This is a genomic window from Acinetobacter sp. YH12226 (assembly GCF_013417805.1).
GTDB lineage: Bacteria > Pseudomonadota > Gammaproteobacteria > Pseudomonadales > Moraxellaceae > Acinetobacter.
In genome coordinates, this window is the sequence record NZ_VPDG01000008.1 from 87,832 (window position 1) to 113,940 (window position 26,109).

Sequence of the window (26,109 nt, forward strand, 5' to 3'; positions counted from 1 at the left end):
CTACACAATCAAAACATCAATATTCTTGAGAGAAATATCTGCTTTATGATACATACAAAATTGATAACGTCATTTTTCTTTTAGAAAAAATAATAACTTAATTAAGAGCGCAGTTTATGATATGGGTTATCCAAATTCTGGCAATCATTGTCATTTGGTTAAGTTTTTGGTCACTGATACCACGCGATGAATGGTGGATTCGGGGTGCGGATTTTCCACGCTTACAAATTCTGGTATTGGGCTTTATCGCCTTTATTCTTTTTCTCCTGGTTGATCATCCCTGGAACTGGTTGAATCAGCTGCTTTTTATCGGTCTGATGGCAGCTTTGGCCTATCAGTTGAAAATGGTATTGCCCTATACCTTTATCTGGAAAAAACAGGTCAAGCAGGTCAAGCATGATCAGCTGGATCCGCAACGTCAGATTTCCCTGGTCGTTTCCAATGTACTTACTACCAATACCAAATATCATTTACTGATCGAGCAGATCCAGATTCATCAGCCAGATCTGGTTTTGACTCTGGAAACCGATCAAAACTGGCAAAATGCACTCTCGGTGATTGAAGCTGATTATCCTTATCGCGTGCCTGTGCCTTTGGATAATCTGTATGGCATGCATCTATATAGCAAGCTCGAACTGAGTGAAACTGAGGTTAAATTTATTCTGAGTGATGAAATTCCCTCCATTCATACCACGGTGATTTTACGCTCAGGACAACCGGTACAGCTCTACTGTCTGCATCCCAAACCACCCAGTCCGACCGAGGCCAAGGATTCTACCTTGCGTGATGCTGAACTGCTGATTGTCGGTGATCAGATTAAAGATCTGGATGAAAGCTGTATCGTCATGGGCGATCTGAATGACGTGGCCTGGTCACGTACCACACGCCTGTTTCAACGCATTAGTGGGCTGCTGGATCCGCGGGTAGGACGTCATTATGTGAATACTTTTCACGCAGATTATCCTTTTTTCCGCTGGTCGCTGGATCACGTCTTTCATAGTACCGATTTTGCCTTGGTACACATGGAGCGTTTACCGCATGTAGGTTCTGACCATTTTCCGGTCTTTCTGGTATTACAAACCGGTCGGGTATTCGAGCATATTCAGGAAGAATTAGAACAAACTGATAAAGATGAGCAGGAAGCACAAAAAGCCATTGAAGAGGGCATTCAGAAAGCAGAGAAAGAGGAAAAAATAGTCACTGATGAAGTTGCCCTGGCTTATAAAGAAGGGGGCAAAATCTCATAGGTTTTTAGAAGAAAAGTGTACGATATTGCTTACAACAGTTTACGCTTCTTGCGAATGGGCAGGGGTTGGGAATCTGGGTATTCTAGGTTTATCAGCACAGGGAGTCGAGAAAGGATATTCTCATAAGGAAGACGAAGCTGAATGAAAACATCATGGATATGATGCTGAAAGGGAAATCACAAAAAAGCAGAACGAATTATAATATGTGAAAGCACAACCTCATTAACCCGAGTTTTACAGGATGTAGAGCTCGGGTTAAATTATTTCAATTACTTAAACATGATTTTAAGCTATAGCCCTTCAAATTCCGTGATCAAATCGATTTAGTAAATTGATTTATAACCTTCAGGGCGAGTCTTAAAACGGCGGTGGAACCACATATATTGGGTCGGTGCGATGCGCAACTGCTGCTCAATCACCCGGTTCACGCGAGTGGCATCTTCAACTTCATTCTCACTAGGGAAGTTTTCCAGTGCCGGTTCAATGAGCACATGGTAGCGCGGATTGTTAATATCGCCATGACGGTAGAAATATAAAGGAATTGCAGCCGCTTTGGTCATTTTCAGTAAACGGCGATGTGCGGTTACAGTCGCCGCAGGCACGCCAAAAAAAGGTGCCATCACGCCTTGTTTTAAACCATAATCCTGATCCGGACTGTACCAGATCGCATGGCCATTTTTCAGGTTACGTACCAGACCGCGCATATCATCATGGTCAATCTGATTGGCATAAATTGTGGCGCGACAACGGTAAATCAGCATGTCCAAAAGTGGATTATTCTGCGGACGATAGACTACATCCGGTTCAAAATATTGTGCGCAAAGATAACCACCCGCATCGAGCAAAGTTGAATGCGTGCCTAATAACAGCATGCCTTGGCCTGCGGCTTGTGCCTTCTGAATATGTTCCAAGCCTTCAATACTGACGCGGCCCTGAAACCATTTCGGACTGTACCAGGCATTCAGCGTCTCAAACACCCCCAGCATTTGATCGATAAATACCTGACGGGCATTGTCCTGTACCTGCTTTTCAGACCATTCGGGAAAGCAGACTTCTAGATTACGCAGCGTGGTTTCACGGCGTGATTTCAAGTATTTAAAAGAAAGGTGGCCCAGCAGGGACGCCAGACGATGCTGAATGGCCCAAGGTAAGATCGCCAGAATCATCAGGAAAATAATGCCTAGCCATTTGCCCCAATATTGAGGTAACAGGAATGACCATTGAAATTCACCGGGTTGATATGCAGGCTGAGTACTCATAAAACAATTTAGGGCCAAAAGATTAAATGCAGTCTAACAGAGAAGATTATTGAAATAAAAAAGCATCTGTACGAATACAGATGCTTTAGTAAAAGCTCGGGGAATATTTAGCCGTTACTTAGGTTGTCCAGTTCTTCCCAACGCTCTAATTTTTCCAGTAACAGCTCATCAATTTCGGATAAGCGTTTAGACAGTTTCAGTGCTTTATCGGAATCAGTCACAAATAAAGAGCCATCAGCCAGTTGTGCATTGATCTCGACCTGCTCTTTTTCTAGCGCTTCCATCTCAGCTGGAAGCTGTTCGAGTGCACGCTGGTCCTTGTAGCTAAGCTTAACTTTCTTGGCAGCGACCGGTGCCGCCTCAGCTTCTGCTTTGGCCATGGCTTTTTTCACGGCACTTTTTTGGTCAACCACGGTTTGATCCGGGCGCTGTTCAAGATAATCCTGATAACCGCCGACATATTCGTCGATATTGCCCTTACCATCAAAGACCCAAGTGGATGTTACCACGTTGTCCATAAAGGCACGGTCATGCGAGATCAACAGCAGGGTGCCTTTGTAGCCGCCCAGCATTTCTTCCAGTAACTCTAAAGTCACCATATCCAGGTCGTTGGTTGGCTCATCCATCACAATCAGGTTCGATGGTTTCAGCAAAAGTTTCGCCAGCAAGATACGATTGCGTTCACCACCCGACAAAGCTTTGACTGGTGTACGGGCACGTTCTGGCGAAAACAGGAAATCTTGTAAATAACTATAGATATGACGACGGTTACCATTCACATCCACGTGGTCAGAACCTTCTGAGACGTTATCTTTAACAGATTTTTCCAGATCCAGCGCATTACGGAGCTGGTCGAAATAGGCCACTTCTAACTGCGTACCGGTCTTCACCGTACCGCCATGTTCTAGCTCGCCCAGAATGGCTTTAATGAGGGTAGTTTTACCGACACCGTTATCACCGACCAGACCGATACGGTCGCCACGGAGGACAAGTGCAGAGAAGTTGTTGATGATCGGTGCATTGTCACCGAATTTCACACTCAGGTTCTCAATTTCAAACACCAGTTTGCCTGAGCGGTTGGCATCCTGAGTCGCCATCGTCACTTTACCTTGTTGCGAACGACGTGCTCTAGATTCTTCACGTAATGCTTTTAGGGCACGGACACGACCTTCGTTACGGGTACGACGGGCTTTAATCCCTTGACGGATCCAGACTTCTTCCTCAGCCAGCTTTTTATCGAACAGCGCATTTTGCTTTTCTTCAGCTTCCATTTGCTGGGCTTTCAGGTCTAGATAACGTGAATAGTTACCTTCATAACTACGCAGTTGACCACGATCCAGCTCAACAATACGGGTGGCAATGCTGTCGACAAAGGCACGGTCATGCGAAATGAACAGCAGGGTCAAATTGTTTTGATCGAGCAGGAATTTTTCCAGCCATTCGATACTTTCAACATCTAAATGGTTCGTCGGTTCGTCGAGTAACAGCACATCAGGTTGGGTAAGTAAAGCACGTGCCAGCAAGACACGACGTTTACGACCACCAGACAAATCGGCAAGATCTGCATCCGGGTCCAGACCCATTTTGCTTAAAATCGAATTGACCTTGGTTTCCAGCGCCCAGCCATCCAGCTGATCCATTTTGTGTTGCAGGTTGCCCATACGATCACAGGCGTCCATGTCACCGAGTACACAGGCTTCACTGGCAGCATGATAAGCACGCAAAACTTCCGATGCTTCACCGGCACCATCTGCCACGATATCAGCCACTTTACCTGAATCCATCGGTACATCTTGCGCCAGCATGGAAATAGTAATGCCGTTTTGTAATGAAACTTCGCCGTTGTCAGGCAGTAAACTTCCTTCAATCAGCTTAAGTAAGGTAGACTTACCCTCACCATTACGGCCAATCAAACACACTCGTTCGCCGCGTTCCAAGTTAAAATTCGCGCCGTCGAGCAGGGCGGGTCCACCAAACGCAAGTTGGACATCCCTAAGGGTAATATAGGCCATAATGTTTCCTGAAATCCCCAATGAGGACTTTAAATGACTAAACAACAAAATCTAAATGATCAGGCGTCATTTTCCGCACCCATTGAAGATTTGCAAGTGCGAATTGCATTTTTAGACGATTTAGTTGAACAGTTGAATGATCAGGTGGCCAAACAGACCCTGGAAATTGCTGATCTGAAAAAGCAAATGACGCTGTTATATCAACGTGTTGAGTCTTCAGATCTGTCTGAAGGCATAGCAGAATTTGATCCGGTTGCAGACCGACCACCGCATTATTAATTTGCAACCAATGATTTAATCAACAATAACCCTTAGCTGATCTAAGGGTTTTTTATTGAAAAATAAAAATGAGTCAATCTATAAGATGATAAAAAGAGAAGTATTTTTGTTTTGAATGGGCTTTTAAATTGCCTTAAACACGCATATAAAAGTAATAAAGTGCAACGCGATGATCAAGTGCAAAAGAATTTTCCTGTTGAAAACAAACATTCGCGCTTGCAAACAGATTTCTTGCCGGCATTTCATAAAATGCAGTTTGGCCCTCTGCCGAAACAGGGCTGCACCCATTCAGCCATAAAATTATTTGACCTTTCACTCACTTCCTACTCTAATACCGGCTCTCAGGTACATTCCGGAATTGCGTCCCATGCACCCAAAAGTTGTTCTACTCGACCTCGAAAATAATTTCCCTACAGCCAAGTTAATGCGTGAGATTGTGGCGCATTATTCGACTTTATATCTGTTTAGCTGTGCCGGAAAATTTGAATTCTCCTTAGAGGATTTAACCGAGCTTGCCGGCTGGATTAGCAGTGGTCAGGTGGTGGTACTGGACACGCCTGAATCGCCACAAAAAGAATATGAATATGCGGTCATTGTCGGTCAGCTTATGGCGCTACTGGAGCCGGAAACCGAGGTTGAATTGATCTCGGCGATGGACAGCTGCGAGATGTTGCAGCAGATGCTGCAAGCTTCTGATATTCCGTGTCACCTAATTCAGATTCAGCCTGATGAGACAAATATTCCAACCGATCAACCTAAAAATCATCTTCCGAGTCTGGATACCATCAAGAACAAACCTGCCTTGCAACTGGTGAAAAAATACTGTGATGCGTTAGGGAAAATGAGCGGCAAACCGAATACGGTGGAAACCCTAAAAAACTCAGTGGCGAATATTCTGCAAGTGATGCCGGTAAAAGCTCAGCATGTGGTCGGCATGTTGATTAACCTGAAAATCGTCAAACGCTATGATGAGCAAATCAGCTTCCGCAAAAAAGTTTTGAAACAATGGCTGCAACTCAATCTGGATGAACAAAGCCCGGTTGAAAATCCAAAACTGGATCAGGTCATTTCCCAACTGAAGGCAGAAGAAGCTCCAGTTGAATCTGAAATACTCAAGTCACCAATCCAGTCGGCACAGCAAGACCTGTTCAAGAACTTTGGCCGGATCGATCCGGTACAACTGGAAGTGGCGCGTAAACTGCGTGAATTGCAGGGCGATAAACCCAAAGACATTTATGAGCTGCGTGATTTACTGGAACAGTTATTTCCAAAATCGGACATCCGCTTGCTGCTGAAGGAGTTGATCGAGAAAGGTTATATTTACTGGAATGGTCACGAAATTTTATATAGTCATGAAATGTTCCTGAATTAATTTTATCGTGCAAACTTGCGTTTTATATTGTGCTTATGCAACTCTAATAATAGAACATAAAGGTTGAACTATGGAAAACACTGGAATCTGGGTGACGGTGGTCATCATCATTTTCGTCATAGGGTCGATTTTCGGGTTGCGCGTGAGCCCCCGAGAAAAAGCCTTGGGCCTGATGCGTGACAAAGCCCGTAAAATGGGTTTGCATCCACGTCTGGTGGTGGCACCGGACTGGACCAAAATCCCGAAGGCGACTGAAAGTCGTGCCAGTATGGTCGCGTACTACAGTGTGCTGATGCCAGATGCGCGTTTGCCCTTGATGCGCGCCCGTGTTGTCGATAATAAACTCGAAATCGTGCAGGGTGATGAGAAATTTAAAGATTTTCCCATTGCATTAAAAGGCATTTATGCTATTGATATGCAGGCCAACTGTGTCGGCATGTACTGGGATGAAGAAGCTGATTTAAGAGCGACCCAACTCGACGACATCAAAGCACTGTTACACGCTTTGGCTGAACTTTAATTTAGAAATAAACAGGATTAACGGTTAATTATGGCGAACGCTCCTCGGTCCACATCAAAAAGCAGCACAGCGAAGTCTCCCGACGCTGGAAGCAAGCGTGCCCTAGTGATTGTGGAGTCGCCTGCAAAAGCGAAAACAATCAATAAGTACCTTGGTCCGAACTACATCGTAAAATCATCGGTGGGTCATGTGCGTGACTTACCGACTGGCGGTTCTGCAAAATCGACAGAGAAAAAACCAGCGACACGTACCAAACTGACGGATGCAGAAAAAGCTGAAAAATCACAGAATGCGTTGATTAACCGCATGGGTGTCGATCCGGAACATGACTGGAAAGCCAAATACGAAGTCCTTCCTGGCAAAGAACATGTGGTTGCCGAACTGAAAAAACTGGCATCGCAAGTCGATGAAGTCTATCTGGCAACGGATATGGACAGGGAAGGAGAGGCGATTGCCTGGCATTTAAAAGAAGTCATCGGCGGTGATGATTCGCGTTATCAGCGTGTGGTCTTTAATGAAATTACCAAAAATGCGATTCAGGATGCCTTTAAGCATCCGTCACGTCTGGATACCAATAAAGTCAATGCGCAGCAGGCACGCCGTTTCCTGGATCGTGTCGTGGGCTTTATGATTTCGCCATTGCTTTGGGAAAAGATTGCGCGTGGTCTGTCAGCCGGTCGTGTACAGTCGGTTGCGGTGAAGCTAGTGGTCGAGCGTGAACGTGAAATTCGTGCCTTCATTCCTGAAGAATACTGGCAAGTGTTTGCCGATACCAAATCGAAAAAAGATGATATTCGTCTCGAAGCGGTCAAGCAAAATGGCAAGACGCTCAAGCTACGCAATAAAGCCGAAACTGATGCCTTATTAAACCTGATCAAAGATGCTGATTATACGGTTTCTGCACGTGAAGATAAGCCAACCAAGGTTAATCCAAGTGCGCCGTATATCACGTCAACGCTACAACAGGCAGCCAGTACCCGTCTCGGTTTTTCTGTGAAGAAAACCATGATGCTGGCGCAGCGCCTGTATGAAGCCGGTTTCATTACCTATATGCGTACCGACTCGACATTCTTGAGTGATGATGCGGTGAATATGGTGCGTGGCCATATCGAATCGGAGTTTGGCGAGAAATATTTGCCTGCCAAGCCGAACCGTTATGGCAATAAAGCCGGTGCGCAAGAAGCGCATGAAGCCATTCGTCCATCTATGGTTGGCTTAAAAGGCGACAGCCTAGTGGGTGTTGAGCGTGATGCACAGCGCCTCTATGACTTGATCTGGCGCCAGTTTGTTGCCTGTCAGATGACTCCGGCAGAATATTTGTCTTCTACCATTTTAGTGGATGCCAATGGCGTGGAACTGAAAGCTAAAGGCCGTACCTTGGTCTTTGATGGCTTTACTCGCGTGCGTGGTGCCAATAAAGCCGATGACGATATTTTATTGCCTGCGGTCAAAGTCGGTGAAGTGCTTAAACTTGAGAGACTTGATCCATCTCAACATTTCACCAAGCCACCGGCACGTTTTACTGAAGCCTCACTGGTGAAAGAACTCGAGAAAAAAGGCATTGGCCGTCCATCGACCTATGCTGCGATTATCTCGACCATTCAGGATCGTGGTTATGTGAAACTGGATAACCGTCGTCTCTATGCCGAGAAGATGGGTGAGATCGTTACCGATCGTCTGGATGAAAATTTTAGTAATCTGATGAACTATGCCTTTACCGCAGATCTTGAAGGTCAGCTGGATAAGGTAGCAGATGGTGAGCGTAACTGGAAAGAGCTATTAGACAGCTTCTATGGCGATTTTAAACAACGTTTGACTACAGCGCAGGGTGAAAACGGAATGCGCCGTAATCAGCCTGTAGAAGTGGATGCGGTACACTGTAAAGAATGTGACCGTCCAATGCAGATCCGTACCGGAACCACAGGTGTATTCTTGGGTTGTTCAGGCTATAACTTGCCGCCGAAAGAGCGTTGTAAGGGAACCTTGAACCTGACACCAGTTGAGTCTCTGGCTGCATTGTCTGATGATGAGGCTGCGGAAACTGCTGACCTGATGTCGAAGAAGCGTTGTCCGATCTGTGAAACTGCCATGGACAGCTATGTGATTGATGGCGGTCGTAAACTCCATATCTGTGGGAATAACCCGGACTGTAGTGGTTTTGAACTTGAAGAAGGCGAGTTCAAAATTAAAGGCTATGATGGCCCAAGCATTCCATGCGACAAGTGTGATGGCGAAATGCAGCTGAAGACAGGCCGTTTTGGTCCTTACTTTGCCTGTACCAGCTGTGACAATACCCGTAAAGTCTTAAAGAGCGGTCAGCCTGCACCTCCACGTGTGGATCCGATCAAGATGGAACATTTACGTTCTGCCAAGCATGACGATTTCTTTGTACTGCGTGACGGTGCAGCCGGTTTATTCCTGGCGGCGAGCAAGTTCCCGAAAGTGCGTGAAACCCGTGCACCGAAAGTGGCCGAGATTCGTTCTGTTGCTGATCAGCTTGATCCAAAGTATCAGTTTATCTTGCAGGCACCTGATGTGGACCCGGAAGGGAATCCAACTCTGGTAAAATTTAGCCGTAAGAACCAGTCACAATATATTGGTTCGGAAACTGCAGAAGGCAAGCAAACCAAATGGTCTCTGGTTTATCAGGACGGAAAATGGGTTGAAGCCTAAACTCTAAGATTCAAAAAAATGCTGACGAAAGTCGGCATTTTTTATGTCAGAATCATGTATATAAAAAATTAAAAATAATATCTTGGGGTGGATGTGGATATTCAGACAAAAAAGTTCGCTGTATTAATCGATGCGGATAATTCTTCTATCAACGCGATTTCATCGGTATTGGAGGAAGTTGCGAAATATGGAATTGCCAGTGTCAAACGTGTGTATGGGGACTGGAGCAGCGAAACTTTAAAGAAATGGCGAGATGTACTCCTTCCTCATGCCATCACTCCGGTACAACAATTCGCTTATACCAAGGGTAAAGATGCGACGGATATGATCCTGATCATTGATGCTATGGATTTACTTTATGCAGGCGCATTAGATGGATTTTGTATCGTATCCAGCGATAGCGATTTCACGCCCTTAGCTTCACGTATTCGTGAAAATGGTCTAACAGTGTATGGCTTTGGCAAAAAAGCTACGCCTGAAGCATTTAAGAAAGCCTGTGACAAGTTCATTTATATCGAAAACTTACTTGTAGATAGTGAAATTAAAAATAATGAGGATGGTGAAGAAACAGGATCAATAGATAAAAAAGTTTCGGAGATTATCAAGACTAATGGACAAAAAACTATATCTGCGCAAAAGGAAATTCAGTTACCTGAAGGGATGGATCGAGCTACGCTTAACTTAATTTATAAAGCTGTAAAAGATAATGCCGATGATAATGGATGGGCGAATTTAGGGATGGTCGGGCAGTATATCAGTGCAGTAAAGCCTGATTTTGACTCTCGTAACTATGGTAGAGCCAAATTGTCAGGATTAATAAAAACTTTAAATTTATTTGAAACAAAAATAGAAATGAGTCAGATGTATTTAAGAAAAATGAAAAAGCAGAGTGTGTAATCGATATGTGGAAAAAGATTCGGATTCTGATTTTATTAATCATCTTATTGATTGTCGCAGTTAATGCCTATCGTGATCAAAACCAGAACTGGTCAAAGCCAATTATTGTTTTGCTGCATCCGATTAATGCCGATGGATTACCGACCACACAGCAATATATCCAGCAACTGTCGAGGCAGGACTTGAATGGAGCAAGGGAATATCTGGAAAAAACAGCTCAGCAGTATCGCGGACAGCCGACTTATTTTTATTTTAATTTAGGCCGTGAGCTTCAAGTTCTACCACCCAAAGTCCCTGAGCAGGCTTCGCTCATCAATACAGTTTTATGGAGTTTAAAATTCCGGTTCTATGCCTGGAAACAACAACAGAGTTCAGATCCTTCAGCCAATGTGACTTTATTTTTAAATTACTATGATCCTGCGCAGACCAAGCAATTAAAGCATTCAACCGCCTTGCAAAAAGGCCGGATTGGTTCGGTGAATCTATTTGCATCCAAGCAACAGACTGAACAGAATAAAATTGTATTGGTGCATGAATTACTGCATGCCTTTGGCGCCTCGGATAAATATGATTTAGCGACAGGCCAACCGATTTATCCGCTGGGTTATGCATTTCCAGATCAGCAACCCTTATTTCCGCAAGCCAGGGCGGAGCTGATGGCAGGATATATTCCGGTTTCTCAAACCACCAGTAAAATGCCAGAATCTTTAAATCAAACCTTAGTTAATGAGATAACTGCAATTGAACTGGGCTGGAAATAAAGACTTGTGGATAGTGCTGGATTTATCCACAATTTAGACTTCATTTGTGGATAAAAGATCACACCATGCCGCTCACCTTTGTGCTTGCTCCTGACTCGTTTAAAGAAAGTATGTCTGCTGCACAGGCTTGTCAGGCCATGCAACGCGGTATCCAGAACGTCATTCCGGATGCCCATATCATTCATGTGCCAATGGCTGATGGCGGTGAAGGCACGGTCGATGCATTGATTTCAAGTTTAAAGGGGCAAAGTATTGCATGTGAAGTGACCGGACCACTGCCTGAGCAACGTATTCAGACCTATTGGGGTTTGGTTGATGCAGGTCAAACTGCTGTGATTGAAATGGCCAAGGCCAATGGCATTCATTTATTGAAGCCTTCACAGCGTAATCCGATGCTCACTTCGACTTATGGCACAGGAGCGATGATCAAAAAGGCACTGGACTTGGGTGTAAAAAAAATCATCATTGGACTGGGGGGCAGTATTACCAATGATGGTGGTGCAGGGATGGCGCAAGCACTGGGTGTGCGGTTTCTAAATCATGCGGGTGAATCAATTCAGGTCCGTGGTGGGAACTTAGATCTGGTCAAATCAATGGATTTATCTGGACTGGATTCGCGTTTAGCAGATACTGAAATAATCATTGCATCGGATGTCAACAATCCACTGTGTGGACCAAATGGTGCCTCAAATATATTTGGGCCACAGAAAGGGGCCACGCCTGAAATGGTCAAGCAGCTGGATCAAAACCTCGGTCATTTTGCCGATGTAGTCGCTGGGCAGATTGGCCATGATCATCGTCATGTGGCAGGTGCGGGCGCTGCCGGCGGAATAGGTTTTGGTTTAATGGCATTCACTGCTGCCTCTATTCGTTTCGGGGTGGAACTGATGATTGAACAGGTTCAACTGAATGAGAAAATAGCGCAAGCAGATTATGTCCTGACCGGTGAAGGTAAAATTGATAGTCAAACATCTTTGGGCAAAACCCCTTTTGGGGTAGCACAGCTCGCCAGGCAATTTAATAAACCGGTAATCGCTTTTGCTGGTCTAATCGGTGAAGGAATTGAGGATCTGTTTGAGTCAGGATTTAGCCAGATTATTGGTATTAATCCACCAGATTGTCCTTTAGAAGAAGCCTTAAAAAATGCAGAAATGAACTTGGAGAAAGCTGTCGCTGAGATAGTTAAAAATCTTTTGACAGAGTGAAAGTATTTCTCTCTCCTGCAATCCAGCACGCCCTGTCGTTAGCTAATATCAAATCAGGAAATAAAATTGGAGACAGTTTCAGGACAACTGAAAAGCCATAATTCTGGAAGCGATCTGTTAAACTACATACATCCACAAAATGATGAGTGAAAATGAGTTTAGCCACCCTGATTGATGAATTAAACCCCCAACAAAAGCAAGCAGCGACCACAGAAGCAAAACACAGTTTGGTGCTGGCCGGGGCAGGTTGTGGCAAAACCAAAACCATCGTGGCACGCGCAGCTTACTTGATTGAACAGGGCGTGCCTGCCAACCAGATTCAGATTCTGACCTTTACCCGCCGGGCTGCCAGTGAAATTGTGGCGCGTGTCGAACTTGCACTTGGTGAAGAAGCCAAGGGACTGCGGGCCTCGACCTTTCATACCTTCTGTATGTATCTGCTGCGCCGTATTCCGAAAGCTTTTGGTCTGGAACAGTTTTCGATTATTGATCGTGATGATCAGCTGATGATGTTCCGCCTGATTCGCGGTCGTGATGACAAGAAAAATCCCAACCATCTGCCTAAGCCTCAGGAACTATGTGATCTATATTCTTTTGCACGGAATACCCGACAAAAACTCAGTCTGGCATTAGAAAAACAGATGCCGGAATATCTGGCCTTAAAGGACCAGATTGCCGAAATTATGAAAGAATATGAAGCACGTAAGCAAGCGCGAAGTTTTCTGGATTATGACGATATTCTGGCGGTAGTAGCTACGGCGCTGGCACAGTCCGAAGGTCTGGTCGACTATGTCGCTTCAATCTGTCGGCATATGCTGGTCGATGAAATGCAGGATACCAATCCATTGCAATGGGCTTTGCTGGAGCCACTGAAAGACCGGATCAGCCTGTTCTGTGTCGGTGATGATGCGCAGTCGATTTATGGCTTTCGTGGTGCAGACTTTGAAAATATTCACCATTTCAAAGAACGTGTGCCAGATGCGCAGATTTTTAAATTAGAAAAAAACTACCGCTCGACCCAGGAAATTCTGGATCTGTCCAACTGGCTGCTCGATCAGTCTGAAATCAAATATGACAAACGTCTGGAAGCGTATCGCGGAGAAGGTGTAAAGCCGCGCATGCATATTTTCCCGAATGAGTTTGATGAAGCCAAATGGATTGCGATTGATATTAAAGAACGTCATTATCTGCAAGGTAGTAAGTGGGGCGAGCATATGGTGCTGGTTCGTTCCAGTTTTGCCGCACGGCATATTGAGGCAGCCTGTATCGCGGCTAATGTGCCGTATCGCTTTATTGGTGGCATGAAGCTGCTGGAAACGGCGCATGTCAAAGATTTGCTCAGCATGCTGCGCGTAGTCGCCAATCCGCTGGATGATATCGCCTGGATGCGTTTCTTGACCCTGTGGAATGGTGTTGGTGATGTGGGTGCCAGTAAGCTATCGCAGCAGTTATTGGCTGAACCGGAAATGGAAGCTATTGCAGATAATTTGGAAAAATTTGGCAAGATACCATTAGAAACCATTCTGATCATGCAGCAGATGAGTGTGCTCAAAGGCGAAGTGCAAGCCTGTGTCAGTCTTGCGATTCAGGCGATTGAATCTCAACTGGCGGAAAACTATAAAAAGGATTGGCCACGTCGCCAAAGTGATTTTGAACTGGTCAAACAGCTGGCGTCCAAGCATTCACAGCTGAGTGAATTTTTAGAGGAATATGTACTGGATCCGGTGTCCATCTCGGAAATCGAGCGCCAGTCGGATCATGATGTGGTGACCTTAATCACCATTCACTCGGCCAAAGGCACCGAGCAAAATGTCTGTTATGTAGCCAATGTGACGCCGGGGAATTATCCGCATGCGCGTGCTCAAGGTGATTTTGATGATGTCGAAGAAGAACGTCGTGTGCTGTATGTGGCGTTGACCCGGGCAAAAAATGAATTAATTCTGACCAAACAGAACCTGAATCATTGGGCGCGGGAAACGGTCGATGAGCAGGGGCGTAAAGTCGAAAGTTATTTCCTGAATGATCTCACCCGGCATTTATGCACCACGGAAACCCATTACAAAACCCGGCAGCAAACTGTAAAAAGTGCCTTGATTGAACGCAAGTCGATTAATTTAGATTTTGGGATTGATCTCGATTAAACTATAGCAAAGTTGTTTCATGCAAAAAGTAGAGTAGGCGCGTGCTTTTTGATATTTTTTGCCTATCTTCTTAAGGTTGTAAGATGAAAATTTTAGTTCGTAATTTAGAACGTACGGTCACAGAAGCCGAATTACTGAAACTGTTCCAGGAATATGGCACAGTGGAGACCTGTACTTTGGTGCTTGATGCAGCAACAGGCAAATCAAAAGGTTTTGCTTTTGTAGAAATGCCACATGGCCGTGAAGCAGTCAAAGCCATTAAAGGCCTGAATACTTTGCGCCTGCACGGACATGGGATCCGCGTGAAAGCCGCAGAAGATAAGCCTCAGGCTTAAACTCAAAAAAGGAGCACTTGATAGGCTCCTTTTTTATGGCTGAAATTTATTATCGCTGTACTTAATCAGTGAGCTCAATGCTCTGAATTTCAGTGCTGGATGGATTCAGTCTAAACATCTTTTGATTGCGAAATGCGGGCGAACCTTTTACTTTATAAAAGCCAAAATTTGTTTTAACCCTTAGGAAATCTCGATGACTCGTGTTGCTCGCTATCATGCGGACCGTACCAATCAAAAACTGTATTTTGCCCGCCTTTCCTGCCAGCAAGCAGAGCAAACCGAACATGTACAACAGGCTCAAGCACAACGTGAGGCAACTGTGTTTCATTTGCATGGTGCTTTGTTAGCATTTTTACAGGAACTGGTGCGTTACTATCGCCTGAATGATCCTCATCCGACGCTAAAATCGATCGAAGAATTGATGGCGGCCAAAGGCCAAATTTCGCCAGAAGTGGCGGTGCTACAACATTTGTCCAAGAGCGGTTTCATTGCTGAACTGAAACGTGCTTACCGTCTGTGCCAGTATGCGCCCGAACCAAGTACCCCAGAACCTGAAGACGAAACCTCCTCAAATCTCATCATTAAAGTCACACAGTCTCCACAAGCATGGTTACCTGATACTGCTATATTGAGAGAGTGGCATCGTGACCTGACGCAATTAATTGATGGTTTTCGTAATGAGATGATTGAATTTTAATCGGATCGGCTGTACTTGAAATTGCAATTTTTAACCCTATATCAATTACTCTAATGATGCAAAGTGCACCCGGCGCTTTGCCACCATGTTGAACATGGAGGATATATGTCTATAGAACAGTTGAAAGATTTATTTGGTAATCAAGACGCGATTTTAGAACTCGTTCAACTTGAAGGTGGCGCGTTGGCTTTACGCAATGCAGGTTCACATAAACAGCCTTTGGTCATGATTCAATTTAATGATGAGGTGAAAGCTTTACTTGGAGAGCAGACGCCCGTGATTGCGCAACAGATGATTCAGGCAGCACTCTATGGCTTGCTGGAACAGCAGGTCAATGAATGGCAGGCTGAAGTTGTGGATGAAGAACCAAAGTATATGAGTTAATCGTTGAAATTTATTTAGAAAGCACACTATCGGTGTGCTTTTTGAGTTTCATAGGTAGGTTATTGGGTTGGACAGATTTTAAGCATTAGAAAGAAGCTCATTTAAAAATGAAGATGAAAAATCAGTATGTTGAAATTTGGGTCATGAGCAGTCTGAAGCCAGTGTAATAATAAAATCTTTGACTTAGAGATATATTGATGTTCATAAAAAAAGTTGCCAGATTCGGCAACTTTTTTATTTGGCGTTTATTCAAAGAAAAACTTTAATGAGAAGGCGTATGCTGATGCGCGATCTCAATCTGGTTCAAAATATGATTGCTCATATTTTTCGCCATTTCTTCTTTGGCATAATAAACCGCACCGACATTATCCCGACGAATGGCTTCAGCTTCTTCCTTGCTTTCCGCACAGACCAGTACCTGAATTTGTGGATTCAAGGTCTTGGCAATATCGACAATTTTATGAATATCGATGATATCCATAGGGGAAATGACCAGTAAGCGCGCATGCTGGATATGTGCCTGAATCAGTACGCCAGCCTCAGTGGCAACACCAGACACCGCAGCAATGCCTTTCTCACGTAGGTTTTCGACGATGTCACGGTTTTCTTCGGCAATCACCACCTTGATATTTTCTTGCATCAATGAGCGGGTAATGCGACGCCCGACCTCACCATGGCCAATAATGACCACCTGATCGCGCAGGTAATCCTGTGAGACTTCATCGGGTAACATCGCCAGAGGGTCACCACTGCGTTCCAGTAATCGGGCCAGAGTCGAGCGTTCCCGAATCCATTTCTGTACCGGCTCAATCGCGGAAAAGATAAAGGAGTTAAGCGTAATCGAAATTAAGGCACCTGCTAGAATCAGGTTTTGACCTTCCGGCGAAAGCAGGTTGAGCGAAACACCGAGTGCAGCCAAAATAAAGGAGAACTCACCAATCTGTGCCAGAGAAGCACCGACGGTCAAGGCGGTATTGATCGGATAACGGAAGAACAGCACCAGTGCCATCGCAGCAATAGTTTTACCAATCATGATAATCGCGACCACGGCCAGTACATGTAAAGGCTGTTCCAGCAAAATGCGCGGATCAAACAGCATGCCGACGGAAACAAAGAATAAAATCGAGAAAATTTCACGCAGTGGTAAGGTTTCTTCTTCAGCACGATGACTGAAATCAGATTCCTTAACGACCATTCCGGCAAAGAAAGCACCCAGTGCCATGGATACACCAAAGACTTTATAGGCACCAAAGGCAATCGAAACAGCAGCTGCCACCACAGTTAAGGTAAACAGCTCACGTGAACCGAGACGTGCCACCACCTGTATGATCATCGGAATCAAGCGTTTACCAATAATCAGCATGAAGGCAATAAAACCTGCGACTTTGAGCAGGGTAATGCCTAAGGTGAGCCAGATATTCTCATCGCTTGCACCTTCCAGCGCTTGCCCACCTAAAAGCACCGCAGTGGCAGGTAACAGTACCAGCGCCAAGACCATGACCAGATCTTCGACCAGCAACCAGCCAACAGCAATTCGGCCATTGATTGAATCCAGTAAGCCACGATCACCAAGGGCTTTGAGTAGAACCACGGTACTGGCACAAGACAGGCTTAGGCCGAAGACCAGTGCTGAGCCAAAGCTCCAGCCCCACAGCATCGAAACTCCAACCCCGAGCAAGGTGGCAACTGCAATCTGTAAAATCGCACCAGGCAGGGCAATCCGGCGTACCTGCATCAGATCGTTCAGGGAAAAATGCATTCCGACGCCAAACATCAGGAACATGACGCCAAGTTCTGCCAGTTGGTTGGCCAGATGAATATCACCGACCACACCGGGTGTATGGGGACTAATCAGAATGCCGGCAATTAAGTAACCGATCAAAGGGGGAAGACGTAACCGTGCAGCGAGATAGCCAAAGACCAAAGCTAAGCCAAAACCAACAGCCAGTAATATAATGAGCTCTACGTCATGTGGCACTAAATACTCCTTTAGCTAGGTTTGCTGGGAAATAAGCACAAAAAGTGCCAAAACATGCAGAAAGTTTATCAAGTCGGATAAAAAAAGTGCAAAAAAAAACGACCCGCAAAGGTCGTTTTTTTAAAGAAACTAAAATTATTTGATTTTAGCTTCTTTGAAGATTACGTGTTGACGGATTTTTGGATCAAATTTTTTGATTTCCATTTTTTCCGGCATAGTACGTTTGTTCTTAGTCGTGGTATAGAAATAACCTGTACCAGCTGAAGAAACTAAGCGAATTTTATCACGCATGGTTCAGACTCCTTAGATCTTTTGACCTTGAGCACGTAGGTCAGCAACAACCTTTTCAATGCCCAATTTGTCGATAATACGCATACCTTTAGTGGTTAAACGAAGACGTACAAAACGTTTTTCGCTTTCTAACCAGAAACGGTGGTGGTGCAGGTTCGGCTCGAACCGGCGCTTAGTTTTGTTGTTGGCGTGTGAGACGTTGTTACCAACGACTGGACGCTTGCCGGTAACTTGGCAAACCTTAGACATGGTGTAACTCCATTGATTTAGCCAACAGCAAATCTGTATGGCCAGTCAAAAATAAACGGATTGAAATCATTCAAGGGGCGTTTTATATCAAAAATGCGCTTAAAAGACAAGCGATTTTCGTCAAAACGCGGCACGAACTATATCGATAGCTCATGCCTTGATCATTTAGCGGAGAAGTGTCTTCGAAATCAGCTTGTGAATCGGTTTATTGAACGGTGGCAGAATGTATTTCAAGCTATACAGCTTTGGATTCGACATTACTGAGCGTTCATGCGACAAACTGAAGAAGCCTTCTGGGCCATGGTATTTACCCATACCTGATGCACCGACACCCCCAAATGGTAGATCGTCCTGCGCAACATGGGTCAGTACCGTATTTTGCCCGAAATGCCCTGAATGGGTACGCTGTGCGACATAATCGGCACGCGCCTGATCAAAGTCGAAGTAGTATAAAGCAAGTGGACGCGGACGGCTATTAATAAAGTCGATGACATCGTCAATTTGATCATATTCCATGATCGGGAGCAGCGGACCAAAGATTTCATGCTGCATGATCTGCATCATCGGGGTAACATTGGTCACGATGGTCGGTGCAATCTTACGCAGATCAGCCGAGTTTTCACTGCGCGGATTAATTTCAATGACTTGCGCACCCTGTTCGCGTGCATCATCCAGATAACCTTGCAGACGGTTATACTGTTTATCATTGATAATCGAAGTGTAATCCTGATTATGGGTGATATCCGGATACATGCTTTCGACACAGGCTTTAAAGTGATCAATGAACTCGGCAGTTTTCCCGCGAGGCAGGAACATATAGTCTGGCGCTACACAGGTCTGACCGGCATTCCAGAGTTTGCCCACCGCAATCCGCTGTGCGACATCGCGCAGATCAATCGATGGATGCACCAGTACTGGCGATTTACCGCCCAGTTCCAGAATCACCGCCACCAGATTTTCGGCAGCGGCTGCCATGACGGTTTTACCGACTGCAGTTGAGCCGGTGAAAATCAGTTTATCGAAAGGCAAACGACAGAAAGCATCTGAAATCACACCGCCACCATTCACCACAGCGACCAATTCTTTAGGAAAGGCTTCAGCCAAAGCTTTTTCTAAAACTTCACCAAAGGCAGCGGATGCACTGGAAATTTTGATCATGGCATGGTTGCCGGCCGCCAGTGCGCAAATCAGGGGGCCAATCGACAACAACAGCGGATAGTTCCATGGTGCGATAATCCCAACCACGCCTAAAGGCTGATATTGTACCCAGGCTTTAGCCGGCTGATGAATAATGCCCACATGACGCTTGGAAGGTTTCATCCACCGGGTCAGGTTTTTGCTGTAATATTTGATATGTTCCAGACAGGTGAGCAGTTCACCAATCTTGGTTTCCCCGATTGAACGGTTACCATAGTCCTGATTAATTGCATCAGCAAATTGATCTTGATACTTAACTAAGATACGCTTAAGTCGAGCTAAACGATCGATACGTTCCTTTGCAGTCGGCAGAGGGTAGTGTAAGTAAGCGTGTTTTTGTTGCGCCAAGACTTCATTCAGATATTGGCTATCAAAAAAATGTGGTGTCATTGATGTTGTTTTTGTATGACTGTTCATGCCGCACTACCATTATTCAAAAATCGATTAATTAATTTTTAGAGCAAATACTCTAATTAGTCAAGTGACTTTGTGTGTTAGCCTGCTAATGCATGAACTGAATGGTTATTTTAGGATGTCCCAAACCAAAACCTTAAAAACTAAAGAGCGTATCTTGCAGCTCAGTTTGCAGCTGTTTAACGAGCGTGGCGAACGATCGGTAACCACCAATCACATTGCGGCTGAACTCGGCATGAGCCCGGGTAACCTGTATTATCATTTCCGCAATAAAAATGAAATTATTAAAGAATTGATGGAACAGTACCAGCACCAGACCCTGGAAATGCTGGCGCTGCCGGATGACCGTGCGCTGGATGCCAATGACAAGGTGCATTATTTTCAGGTGCTGAGCAGCCAGTTATGGGCTTACCGTTTCCTGCATCGTGATGTCTATCATCTGGTAGAAAATAACGAAGATTTTCGCAAGATGTATCCACGCTTTGCCGGACAGGTGATGCAGCAGGGCCAGAAAATTTATAAAGGCTTTGTTAATGCAGGCCTGATGGACATGACCGATTCAGAAATTGAAGCCCTGATCATTAACCTGTGGATTGTACTGACCAACTGGACCAACTTCCTGTATATGTCAGGTCATTTAACCGATTCCAATACGCTGGAAGAAAAATGGGTCTGGCAGGCACTCCGTCAAATGGTATTCCTGGAAGGGGCGTATTTACGTGGTGAAAGTCGTCAAACCTATGAAGGTTTATTGAGTAGTTTGGGCTCTTCGGAACTTTTTGCCAGCCTGTCGTCATCTAAAGATTCTGAATCTGAACAAACTATTCAGAATATCCAAGAAACGCGCTAGAATACTCGGCTTATTTTTTAATTTAACTGATTAGTGACTTAAACCAACATGAATATGACGACTGCTAACACCGCACGTTTATTGATTACTTGTGAAGACAAGCCGGGCATCGTGCAGGCTGTTTCGAGCTTCTTGTATCATCAAGGTGCCAACATTACTGCGCTTGACCAATATGCGACAGCAGCGCAGGGCGGACGTTACTTCATGCGCGTTGAATTTGAATTAGATAATCTTCAAAGTCGTAAAGAAAGTATTACCCAGACTTTTGCAGCGAATGTGGCAGAACGCTATGGCATGCAATGGCGTCTGGCTCTGGTCAGTGACGTGAAAAAAGTCGGTATTCTGGTGTCTAAGGTCGATCATGCCTTGCTTGAGCTGTTATGGCGTCATGCGCGTGGTGGCCTACCTTGTGAAATTACCAAAGTGGTATCGAATCACGAGACTTTACGCGAAGCAGTTGAAAACTTTGGCATTCCATTCGAAGTCGTGCCGGTGACCAAAGACAACAAACCAGAAGCTTATGCAGAAATCGACCAGTTGATGCAGGGCAATGACCTGTTGGTGCTGGCGCGTTATATGCAGATTCTGGATGAAGAATTTGTCAGCAAGTGGGAAATGAAAGTGATCAATATTCACCATTCTTTCCTGCCAGCTTTCGTAGGTGCCAATCCGTACAAACAGGCCTATGAAAAAGGCGTGAAGCTGATTGGTGCAACTGCACACTATGTGACTGCTGATCTGGATCAAGGTCCGATCATCGAGCAGGATGTGGAGCGCGTGAACCATGACTTTACCGTTGAGCAGTTACGTGAACTCGGTCAGGATGTGGAACGTAATGTATTGGCCCGTGCGGTAAAATGGCATTTGGAAGACCGTATTATTGTCGATGGTAACAAGACTGTCGTGTTCCAATAAGACTTGCATTGAGTTTTAAAAAGGCATACTTTTAGTGTGCCTTTTTTGTTTTGATGCAAAAAAAGTCAGTCAAAGGAAGGATTAGCGGTTGCAAATGAAAACACTTCTCATTTATTATTGGCATACTTTAATTGTGCTAACCGATGAGCTTGATAGTTTGTTCCACATCATCTCTTCAAGGTAATAGATTTAATGAGTCAAGTTGCTGCGCCCCAAATGCCTACACCGCCAAATCAGATGAAAAAGAAAGTCATCTCTATCGTGGCGGCTGTACTGGTTGGGCATGTGGGTGTGTTATATGCGATCAGCCAGATGAAAGCACCTGAGCTGACACCTATTGATAAGCAACCCTTAAAAGTGCGCTTTGTTAAACTCCAGGAAGCGCCAAAACCTTTACCGCCAAAGCCGAAGGCCGAGCCACAAAAAGAGCCGCCTAAGCCTAAAGAAGTCAAAATTGTCGATAAACCGCTGCCACCACCACCGAAAAAAGTAGAAAAAATCGAGCAGGTGAAAAAGGCTGAAGCGCCAAAAGTGGTTAAAGCACCACCAGTTGAAGCAAAACCAACCCCAAGTCCGGTTGTACCGACAGTGGTCACTGAAACTAAAATTAAACCGGCACCTGCTCCGGTCGCGCCACCTGCGCCTGTGACACCGCCAGCACCTGCTGCTGCGCCATCCCCGAAAAGTGTATCAATTGGTGGGGGTGTGTCCTGGCAGCGTTCACCAAAAGTCTCACTCTCTGCAGGTGAATTAAAATCAGCCTGTTCACTGGTAGTAGATGTTTCAGCGAATGAGCAGGGTAAAGTGGTCTCTGCGACTGCACGAAATTCAAGTTGTAGCCCGGCGGTAACGCGCAAAGTAGAAGCAGCGGTACGTCGTGCACAACTCACCAAATATGTTGAAAATGGTGTGGCTTATCCAACACGCGTGGAACAGCCTTTCGATTTTCAGGTTAAATAACGGCTCACCCATTAGGAGTTCAAATATGAACTTTTCAGTTTATTGGCAACACGCTGATGCAGTCAGTAAAACGCTGTATTTCGTGTTATTGGCAATGTCGGTCGCGACATGGACCATTTTTGTGCTGCGTTTGATGGGCACTCGCCAGCTGAAACAGATTGCCTATGCTCAGTTATCTAAAGCATTGGAACAACTGAAAACCAAACTGGCTCCTTTGGGCTTTGAACAGCGTAAGGCAGTGGCAGAACAGGCACTGTTACGCCAGATTTCAGCAGAAAAAGCCAATGCCGAAAAAGGTGTATCAGTTCTGGGTACGATTGCCTCAATTTCACCATTTGTCGGTTTGTTCGGTACAGTATGGGGCATCTTCCATGCGTTGGTTGCTGTTGGTAAAAGTGGTCAGGCTGGTCTGGCACAAGTGGCAACCCCAGTCGGTGAAGCATTGATTATGACTGGCTTAGGTCTGGCAGTCGCGATTCCTGCGGTACTGGCTTATAACATCTGTGTCCGTGCTAATCGTGGTTTGGCACACGAGTTACAAGATCAGGCACATGGTCTGCTGATTGATACTATGCTGCAACAGGAATCTGCTGCAAAAAAGTCTGATGAAAAAGTAACACAACAGAGTTTCGTGGGAGGTCAAGCTTAATGGCTTTTCAACTGGGTGAAGACAACGATGTAGGCATGAATGAGATGAACCTCATTCCCCTCATCGACATTATGTTGGTATTGATGATCATCTTTCTGGTGACAGCGACCGTTGCGAACCCATCAATTCCATTAACCTTGCCACAAACGACTGCGGAGATTATCGATCTGCCGCCTGAAAATGTCACGATTAGCATCAATGCCGAAGGTGACATTGCCTGGAATGGTGATGTATTGACGCTGGAACAGCTTGAAACCCGTTTTAATGAAGCGGGCCAAGCTGAACGTCAGCCGACCATTGTGTTGAAAGCGGATAAAGAATCACGTTATGACTCGGTGGCGCAAGTCATGTCGCGTGCGAGTGGAGCCGGACTCAGCGATATTGCCTTTGCAACCGATAACTAAGATTCAGATAATAAAAAAAGTGACTGCAATCAGTCGCTTTTTTTATGCCCATTTTTCATGAAACTTAATGGGTTTTTAATAAGGTGGTAAATTTGCTGCGTAATTTGTTCAATTTTGGCGGAATGGCAAAATTGCAATAGCCCTGGGTCGGATTCTTGGCAAAGACGTTTTGATGATAGTCTTCCGCCGGATAGAAAGTCGGGGCAGGGCTCAGTTCAGTTACCACATTGATGCCATCGGCTTTCAGGGCATCCATCGCCTGCTGCGCCTGTTGCTGCTGTTCATCGTTCAGATAATAAATTACAGAACGATACTGGGTGCCGACATCATTGCCTTGACGGTTTAATGTGGTTGGATCATGGGTCGCAAAAAAGACATCGAGCAATTGGTTATAGTTAATCTGGTTTTCATCGAAATCGATCAGAATGACTTCGGCATGGCCGGTATTGCCACCACAGACATCATCATAGTTTGGCTCAGTCGTATGACCACCTGCGTAACCGCTGACGACTTGCTGAACTCCCTGAATCTGTAAAAATACGGCTTCAGTACACCAAAAGCATCCCCCACCGAAAAGTGCCTGTTGCATGGTTGATTCCTCATTCAATTAAATAACTCAATCGGGCTGATGGTTAAATTCCAGCTCATCAGTATGAAAGATAAAAAAGCCTGTCCATACAGGCTTTTTGTAGGGAAGTATTAACGCGGCTGAACAGCACTTTCCAGCTGGATCAAGAGATTTCCATGGCGATCCAGTAATTTTAAGGTTTTACCAAACACTTGATAATGAGTCACTTTGGCTAAAGCTTCATTAAATTTCTTATCAAGCTGATCGTTGTTCATGCAAGCCATACGGGTAGTGGCCATCTGGCTCAGGGTCAGCGTGTCTTTTGCTGCTGTGTAGCTGCCCATAATCCGGTTACAGCTATCTGAACCTGAAACGCGCTGGGTACTGGCATCAAATTGCAGACTCGGAACATTGCGTGCGGTTGGCACCGTCTTGATTTCAGTATTGCCAATCTGGGTTGCAATCCAGATACGATTTTGCAAAAGTTGTAAATGATTCGCGGTTTGTGTCGCGGCTGTATTGGGTACAGTTTCGCAGCCCATGACCGTTAAAACCGAGCCTAAAATCGCGATTGCAGTTAATTTTTTTAGCATGAGAGATACTCTGATCATTGACTAGCTGTTTGTATATAAACAAAAAAATGATCAAGGTTCCAGTTGATTTTGTATCTTTATTGAAGTGGATTTGCTACACAGTTATTGCATGTCGGGTTTTGGTAGGCCCTGCCGGATCAGGCGTGAATAGTCCTGACTGGAGAGATTAGCGGTGCGTTCTACCCGTGGATTGACATGTGCCCGTTGATACCAAGTGTGCATATCCCAAGACTGTTCCAGTACTTTAAGATCATAGAGATAATTCGGTAAATAGCCGGAGGCCAGCAACCGGTAATCTGAGGGTAGCTGTTGTTGCGATACCGCCTGAACCATATCAAAGACCAGTGTGGTGCAATTACTGGTCAGGGTATTGTACCATTTTGGCTTTTGTGCCAGTTCATCGGCCTGACGCAGATATTCCTTGAATAGCGCTTTAGCTTGAGCTTGCGGCATCTTTACCGGGAAAAAATAGACCTGTTCACCACGGACATTGCTGCGGGTATAAACAATATCCTTTTCGTCTGATGCAACCAGACTCAGTTCATATTTTCGGAAAAAGCCACCAATTGCTGAAAATTCTTCATTCTTTTCCTTGCGGATTTCAATCGAGAAGGTGAGTGGCTTTTGATTGGCAAAATCGAAGCTGACCAGAGTATGGGCAATTTTAGGCCCCATCCAGTAGGAAGTAATGATGTTCACGCCAGTAATCTGATTCAGATCAAAACTGCGGCTTTCCCAGCGTTCGATATAGCGCCCATCGGCCTGCCAGTCAAAGTTGCGGATATTGTGTAAGGTAACCTGATCGCCTTGCTGCTCATAATGCAGAAGCTGGGAAACCTCAGGATTCCACTCTCGATCCTGACGCGCTTCCAGACTGAAATATCCCAGCAGACAGAATAAAAAGGCCAGAAGATAAAGAACGCTATCCACTTGGCGGGAGATCAGATGCCGGGTGAAATAAATCCCGAGAACGACCAGCGCAAAGGTCAGCCAGAGTCCAATCAGCATCAAGCTGCCGATTTTTCCGAGGGGTTGATGAACCCAGAGCATCAGGCTGAACCACAGGCTCGACAGAAGGACGAATAAAGTAAACAGGCTGCCCAGTAGCCACAGACTCCAATGTCTGGAGATGTATTCGCGTCCCTGCATCATCACTTTTTCATGAGAAATAGGTTTTATTTTCTGTAGGTTGCGAACTCAAAAGCAATGCCGGTTTTGTCATCAATATGTTGTTCTGACGCTATCTTCACAAAATCATT

General features: G+C 45.2%; 26 protein-coding genes and 1 pseudogene. 17 read left to right on the forward strand and 10 right to left on the reverse strand.

The features are described from left to right. The first annotated feature begins 116 nt into the window (after positions 1 to 116). Positions 117 to 1,247 carry an endonuclease/exonuclease/phosphatase family protein gene (locus FTV08_RS09965; RefSeq protein WP_005261736.1) on the forward strand — a complete coding sequence of 377 codons (1,131 nt, stop codon included), beginning with the start codon at positions 117 to 119 and terminating at the stop codon, positions 1,245 to 1,247. 323 nt (positions 1,248 to 1,570) lie between these two features. Here the strand turns inward: FTV08_RS09965 and FTV08_RS09970 are convergent, their stop codons facing one another. Beyond that, a complete protein-coding gene (locus FTV08_RS09970; protein ID WP_005261737.1) occupies positions 1,571 to 2,506 on the reverse strand; it encodes a hypothetical protein in 936 nt (311 codons plus the stop codon). Between the two features lie 107 nt (positions 2,507 to 2,613). After that, the gene (locus FTV08_RS09975; protein ID WP_005261739.1) at positions 2,614 to 4,518 is read right to left on the reverse strand and encodes an ATP-binding cassette domain-containing protein; all 1,905 of its coding nucleotides are present in this window, start codon (positions 4,516 to 4,518) and stop codon (positions 2,614 to 2,616) included. A gap of 33 nt (positions 4,519 to 4,551) precedes the next feature. Between FTV08_RS09975 and FTV08_RS09980 the strand changes: the two genes are divergently transcribed. The 11 genes from FTV08_RS09980 to FTV08_RS10030 all read left to right on the forward strand — a co-directional run bounded on the left by FTV08_RS09980 (position 4,552) and on the right by FTV08_RS10030 (position 15,782). After that, positions 4,552 to 4,797, forward strand: coding sequence for a SlyX family protein (locus FTV08_RS09980; RefSeq protein WP_004278477.1), 246 nt, complete (start codon positions 4,552 to 4,554; stop codon positions 4,795 to 4,797). A gap of 367 nt (positions 4,798 to 5,164) precedes the next feature. Next, the gene (locus tag FTV08_RS09985; protein ID WP_005261740.1) at positions 5,165 to 6,169 is read left to right on the forward strand and encodes a hypothetical protein; all 1,005 of its coding nucleotides are present in this window, start codon (positions 5,165 to 5,167) and stop codon (positions 6,167 to 6,169) included. 70 nt (positions 6,170 to 6,239) lie between these two features. Continuing rightward, positions 6,240 to 6,689, forward strand: coding sequence for a hypothetical protein (locus tag FTV08_RS09990; protein WP_004647398.1), 450 nt, complete (start codon positions 6,240 to 6,242; stop codon positions 6,687 to 6,689). A gap of 30 nt (positions 6,690 to 6,719) precedes the next feature. Beyond that, positions 6,720 to 9,362: a type I DNA topoisomerase gene (gene topA, locus FTV08_RS09995; protein ID WP_005261741.1), complete on the forward strand. Its 2,643-nt coding sequence runs from the start codon at positions 6,720 to 6,722 to the stop codon at positions 9,360 to 9,362. 93 nt (positions 9,363 to 9,455) lie between these two features. Next, entirely contained in the window at positions 9,456 to 10,259 is an 804-nt protein-coding gene (locus FTV08_RS10000; protein ID WP_034439084.1) for an NYN domain-containing protein, read from the forward strand. Positions 10,260 to 10,264: 5 nt separating this feature from the next. Further along, positions 10,265 to 11,020, forward strand: a complete 756-nt coding sequence (locus FTV08_RS10005; protein WP_180037976.1) for a hypothetical protein — start codon at positions 10,265 to 10,267, stop codon at positions 11,018 to 11,020. A gap of 65 nt (positions 11,021 to 11,085) precedes the next feature. Further along, positions 11,086 to 12,225 carry a glycerate kinase gene (locus FTV08_RS10010; protein WP_180087230.1) on the forward strand — a complete coding sequence of 380 codons (1,140 nt, stop codon included), beginning with the start codon at positions 11,086 to 11,088 and terminating at the stop codon, positions 12,223 to 12,225. A 152-nt stretch (positions 12,226 to 12,377) separates the two neighbouring features. Further along, entirely contained in the window at positions 12,378 to 14,366 is a 1,989-nt protein-coding gene (locus FTV08_RS10015) for an ATP-dependent helicase (protein WP_180087231.1), read from the forward strand. A gap of 83 nt (positions 14,367 to 14,449) precedes the next feature. Then, positions 14,450 to 14,701, forward strand: a complete 252-nt coding sequence (locus FTV08_RS10020) for an RNA-binding protein (protein ID WP_004729489.1) — start codon at positions 14,450 to 14,452, stop codon at positions 14,699 to 14,701. A 193-nt stretch (positions 14,702 to 14,894) separates the two neighbouring features. Beyond that, a complete protein-coding gene (locus FTV08_RS10025; protein ID WP_004278463.1) occupies positions 14,895 to 15,398 on the forward strand; it encodes a DUF6586 family protein in 504 nt (167 codons plus the stop codon). Positions 15,399 to 15,503: 105 nt separating this feature from the next. Further along, the gene (locus FTV08_RS10030) at positions 15,504 to 15,782 is read left to right on the forward strand and encodes a hypothetical protein (RefSeq protein ID WP_004278462.1); all 279 of its coding nucleotides are present in this window, start codon (positions 15,504 to 15,506) and stop codon (positions 15,780 to 15,782) included. Positions 15,783 to 16,044: 262 nt separating this feature from the next. On the opposite strand, the gene FTV08_RS10035 is transcribed toward FTV08_RS10030, so the two are convergent. From FTV08_RS10035 to FTV08_RS10050, 4 genes are all read right to left on the reverse strand, one after another. Continuing rightward, positions 16,045 to 17,760 (reverse strand): cation:proton antiporter, encoded by a 1,716-nt coding sequence (locus FTV08_RS10035; RefSeq protein WP_180087232.1) that lies wholly within the window; start codon positions 17,758 to 17,760, stop codon positions 16,045 to 16,047. 135 nt (positions 17,761 to 17,895) lie between these two features. Beyond that, positions 17,896 to 18,051 (reverse strand): 50S ribosomal protein L33, encoded by a 156-nt coding sequence (gene rpmG / locus FTV08_RS10040; RefSeq protein ID WP_001205031.1) that lies wholly within the window; start codon positions 18,049 to 18,051, stop codon positions 17,896 to 17,898. Between the two features lie 12 nt (positions 18,052 to 18,063). After that, positions 18,064 to 18,300 carry a 50S ribosomal protein L28 gene (gene rpmB / locus FTV08_RS10045; protein WP_000048256.1) on the reverse strand — a complete coding sequence of 79 codons (237 nt, stop codon included), beginning with the start codon at positions 18,298 to 18,300 and terminating at the stop codon, positions 18,064 to 18,066. 165 nt (positions 18,301 to 18,465) lie between these two features. Continuing rightward, on the reverse strand, positions 18,466 to 19,914 hold the full coding sequence (locus FTV08_RS10050; RefSeq protein WP_180087233.1) for a coniferyl aldehyde dehydrogenase: 1,449 nt from the start codon (positions 19,912 to 19,914) through the stop codon (positions 18,466 to 18,468). 115 nt (positions 19,915 to 20,029) lie between these two features. Between FTV08_RS10050 and FTV08_RS10055 the strand changes: the two genes are divergently transcribed. From FTV08_RS10055 to FTV08_RS10075, 5 genes are all read left to right on the forward strand, one after another. Continuing rightward, the gene (locus tag FTV08_RS10055; RefSeq protein WP_034437998.1) at positions 20,030 to 20,761 is read left to right on the forward strand and encodes a TetR/AcrR family transcriptional regulator; all 732 of its coding nucleotides are present in this window, start codon (positions 20,030 to 20,032) and stop codon (positions 20,759 to 20,761) included. Between the two features lie 48 nt (positions 20,762 to 20,809). Continuing rightward, on the forward strand, positions 20,810 to 21,676 hold the full coding sequence (gene purU / locus FTV08_RS10060; protein WP_004278437.1) for a formyltetrahydrofolate deformylase: 867 nt from the start codon (positions 20,810 to 20,812) through the stop codon (positions 21,674 to 21,676). Positions 21,677 to 21,868: 192 nt separating this feature from the next. Next, on the forward strand, positions 21,869 to 22,636 hold the full coding sequence (locus tag FTV08_RS10065; protein WP_180087234.1) for a TonB-dependent receptor: 768 nt from the start codon (positions 21,869 to 21,871) through the stop codon (positions 22,634 to 22,636). A gap of 25 nt (positions 22,637 to 22,661) precedes the next feature. Beyond that, a complete protein-coding gene (locus FTV08_RS10070) occupies positions 22,662 to 23,285 on the forward strand; it encodes a MotA/TolQ/ExbB proton channel family protein (RefSeq protein ID WP_180087235.1) in 624 nt (207 codons plus the stop codon). After that, complete coding sequence (locus FTV08_RS10075) at positions 23,285 to 23,689, forward strand: biopolymer transporter ExbD (protein WP_004278434.1); 405 nt, start codon at positions 23,285 to 23,287, stop codon at positions 23,687 to 23,689. The genes FTV08_RS10070 and FTV08_RS10075 overlap by 1 nt, the downstream gene beginning before the upstream one ends. A 64-nt stretch (positions 23,690 to 23,753) precedes the next feature. On the opposite strand, the gene msrA is transcribed toward FTV08_RS10075, so the two are convergent. The 4 genes and pseudogenes from msrA to FTV08_RS10095 all read right to left on the reverse strand — a co-directional run. Next, positions 23,754 to 24,278 carry a peptide-methionine (S)-S-oxide reductase MsrA gene (msrA, locus tag FTV08_RS10080; protein ID WP_180087236.1) on the reverse strand — a complete coding sequence of 175 codons (525 nt, stop codon included), beginning with the start codon at positions 24,276 to 24,278 and terminating at the stop codon, positions 23,754 to 23,756. Between the two features lie 110 nt (positions 24,279 to 24,388). Further along, positions 24,389 to 24,850 carry an META domain-containing protein gene (locus FTV08_RS10085; RefSeq protein ID WP_180087237.1) on the reverse strand — a complete coding sequence of 154 codons (462 nt, stop codon included), beginning with the start codon at positions 24,848 to 24,850 and terminating at the stop codon, positions 24,389 to 24,391. A gap of 102 nt (positions 24,851 to 24,952) precedes the next feature. After that, entirely contained in the window at positions 24,953 to 26,002 is a 1,050-nt protein-coding gene (locus FTV08_RS10090; RefSeq protein WP_180087238.1) for a DUF4105 domain-containing protein, read from the reverse strand. Between the two features lie 23 nt (positions 26,003 to 26,025). Beyond that, positions 26,026 to 26,109: pseudogene (locus FTV08_RS10095) on the reverse strand (dihydrofolate reductase); the annotation flags it as partial.

Coding starts and splice junctions, on each gene's coding strand:
- FTV08_RS10075 (WP_004278434.1), top strand. CDS start 23,285: ATGGCTTTTCAACTGGGTGAAGACAACGATGTAGGCATGAATGAGATG.
- msrA (WP_180087236.1), bottom strand. CDS start 24,278: ATGCAACAGGCACTTTTCGGTGGGGGATGCTTTTGGTGTACTGAAGCC.
- FTV08_RS09965 (WP_005261736.1), top strand. CDS start 117: ATGATATGGGTTATCCAAATTCTGGCAATCATTGTCATTTGGTTAAGT.
- FTV08_RS10070 (WP_180087235.1), top strand. CDS start 22,662: ATGAACTTTTCAGTTTATTGGCAACACGCTGATGCAGTCAGTAAAACG.
- FTV08_RS09990 (WP_004647398.1), top strand. CDS start 6,240: ATGGAAAACACTGGAATCTGGGTGACGGTGGTCATCATCATTTTCGTC.
- FTV08_RS10055 (WP_034437998.1), top strand. CDS start 20,030: ATGTCCCAAACCAAAACCTTAAAAACTAAAGAGCGTATCTTGCAGCTC.
- FTV08_RS10015 (WP_180087231.1), top strand. CDS start 12,378: ATGAGTTTAGCCACCCTGATTGATGAATTAAACCCCCAACAAAAGCAA.
- FTV08_RS09975 (WP_005261739.1), bottom strand. CDS start 4,518: ATGGCCTATATTACCCTTAGGGATGTCCAACTTGCGTTTGGTGGACCC.
- FTV08_RS09985 (WP_005261740.1), top strand. CDS start 5,165: ATGCACCCAAAAGTTGTTCTACTCGACCTCGAAAATAATTTCCCTACA.
- FTV08_RS10085 (WP_180087237.1), bottom strand. CDS start 24,850: ATGCTAAAAAAATTAACTGCAATCGCGATTTTAGGCTCGGTTTTAACG.
- rpmG (WP_001205031.1), bottom strand. CDS start 18,051: ATGCGTGATAAAATTCGCTTAGTTTCTTCAGCTGGTACAGGTTATTTC.
- FTV08_RS10025 (WP_004278463.1), top strand. CDS start 14,895: ATGACTCGTGTTGCTCGCTATCATGCGGACCGTACCAATCAAAAACTG.
- FTV08_RS10005 (WP_180037976.1), top strand. CDS start 10,265: ATGTGGAAAAAGATTCGGATTCTGATTTTATTAATCATCTTATTGATT.
- topA (WP_005261741.1), top strand. CDS start 6,720: ATGGCGAACGCTCCTCGGTCCACATCAAAAAGCAGCACAGCGAAGTCT.
- rpmB (WP_000048256.1), bottom strand. CDS start 18,300: ATGTCTAAGGTTTGCCAAGTTACCGGCAAGCGTCCAGTCGTTGGTAAC.
- FTV08_RS10020 (WP_004729489.1), top strand. CDS start 14,450: ATGAAAATTTTAGTTCGTAATTTAGAACGTACGGTCACAGAAGCCGAA.
- FTV08_RS09970 (WP_005261737.1), bottom strand. CDS start 2,506: ATGAGTACTCAGCCTGCATATCAACCCGGTGAATTTCAATGGTCATTC.
- FTV08_RS10090 (WP_180087238.1), bottom strand. CDS start 26,002: ATGATGCAGGGACGCGAATACATCTCCAGACATTGGAGTCTGTGGCTA.
- FTV08_RS10065 (WP_180087234.1), top strand. CDS start 21,869: ATGAGTCAAGTTGCTGCGCCCCAAATGCCTACACCGCCAAATCAGATG.
- purU (WP_004278437.1), top strand. CDS start 20,810: ATGAATATGACGACTGCTAACACCGCACGTTTATTGATTACTTGTGAA.
- FTV08_RS09980 (WP_004278477.1), top strand. CDS start 4,552: ATGACTAAACAACAAAATCTAAATGATCAGGCGTCATTTTCCGCACCC.
- FTV08_RS10030 (WP_004278462.1), top strand. CDS start 15,504: ATGTCTATAGAACAGTTGAAAGATTTATTTGGTAATCAAGACGCGATT.
- FTV08_RS10050 (WP_180087233.1), bottom strand. CDS start 19,914: ATGAACAGTCATACAAAAACAACATCAATGACACCACATTTTTTTGAT.
- FTV08_RS10010 (WP_180087230.1), top strand. CDS start 11,086: ATGCCGCTCACCTTTGTGCTTGCTCCTGACTCGTTTAAAGAAAGTATG.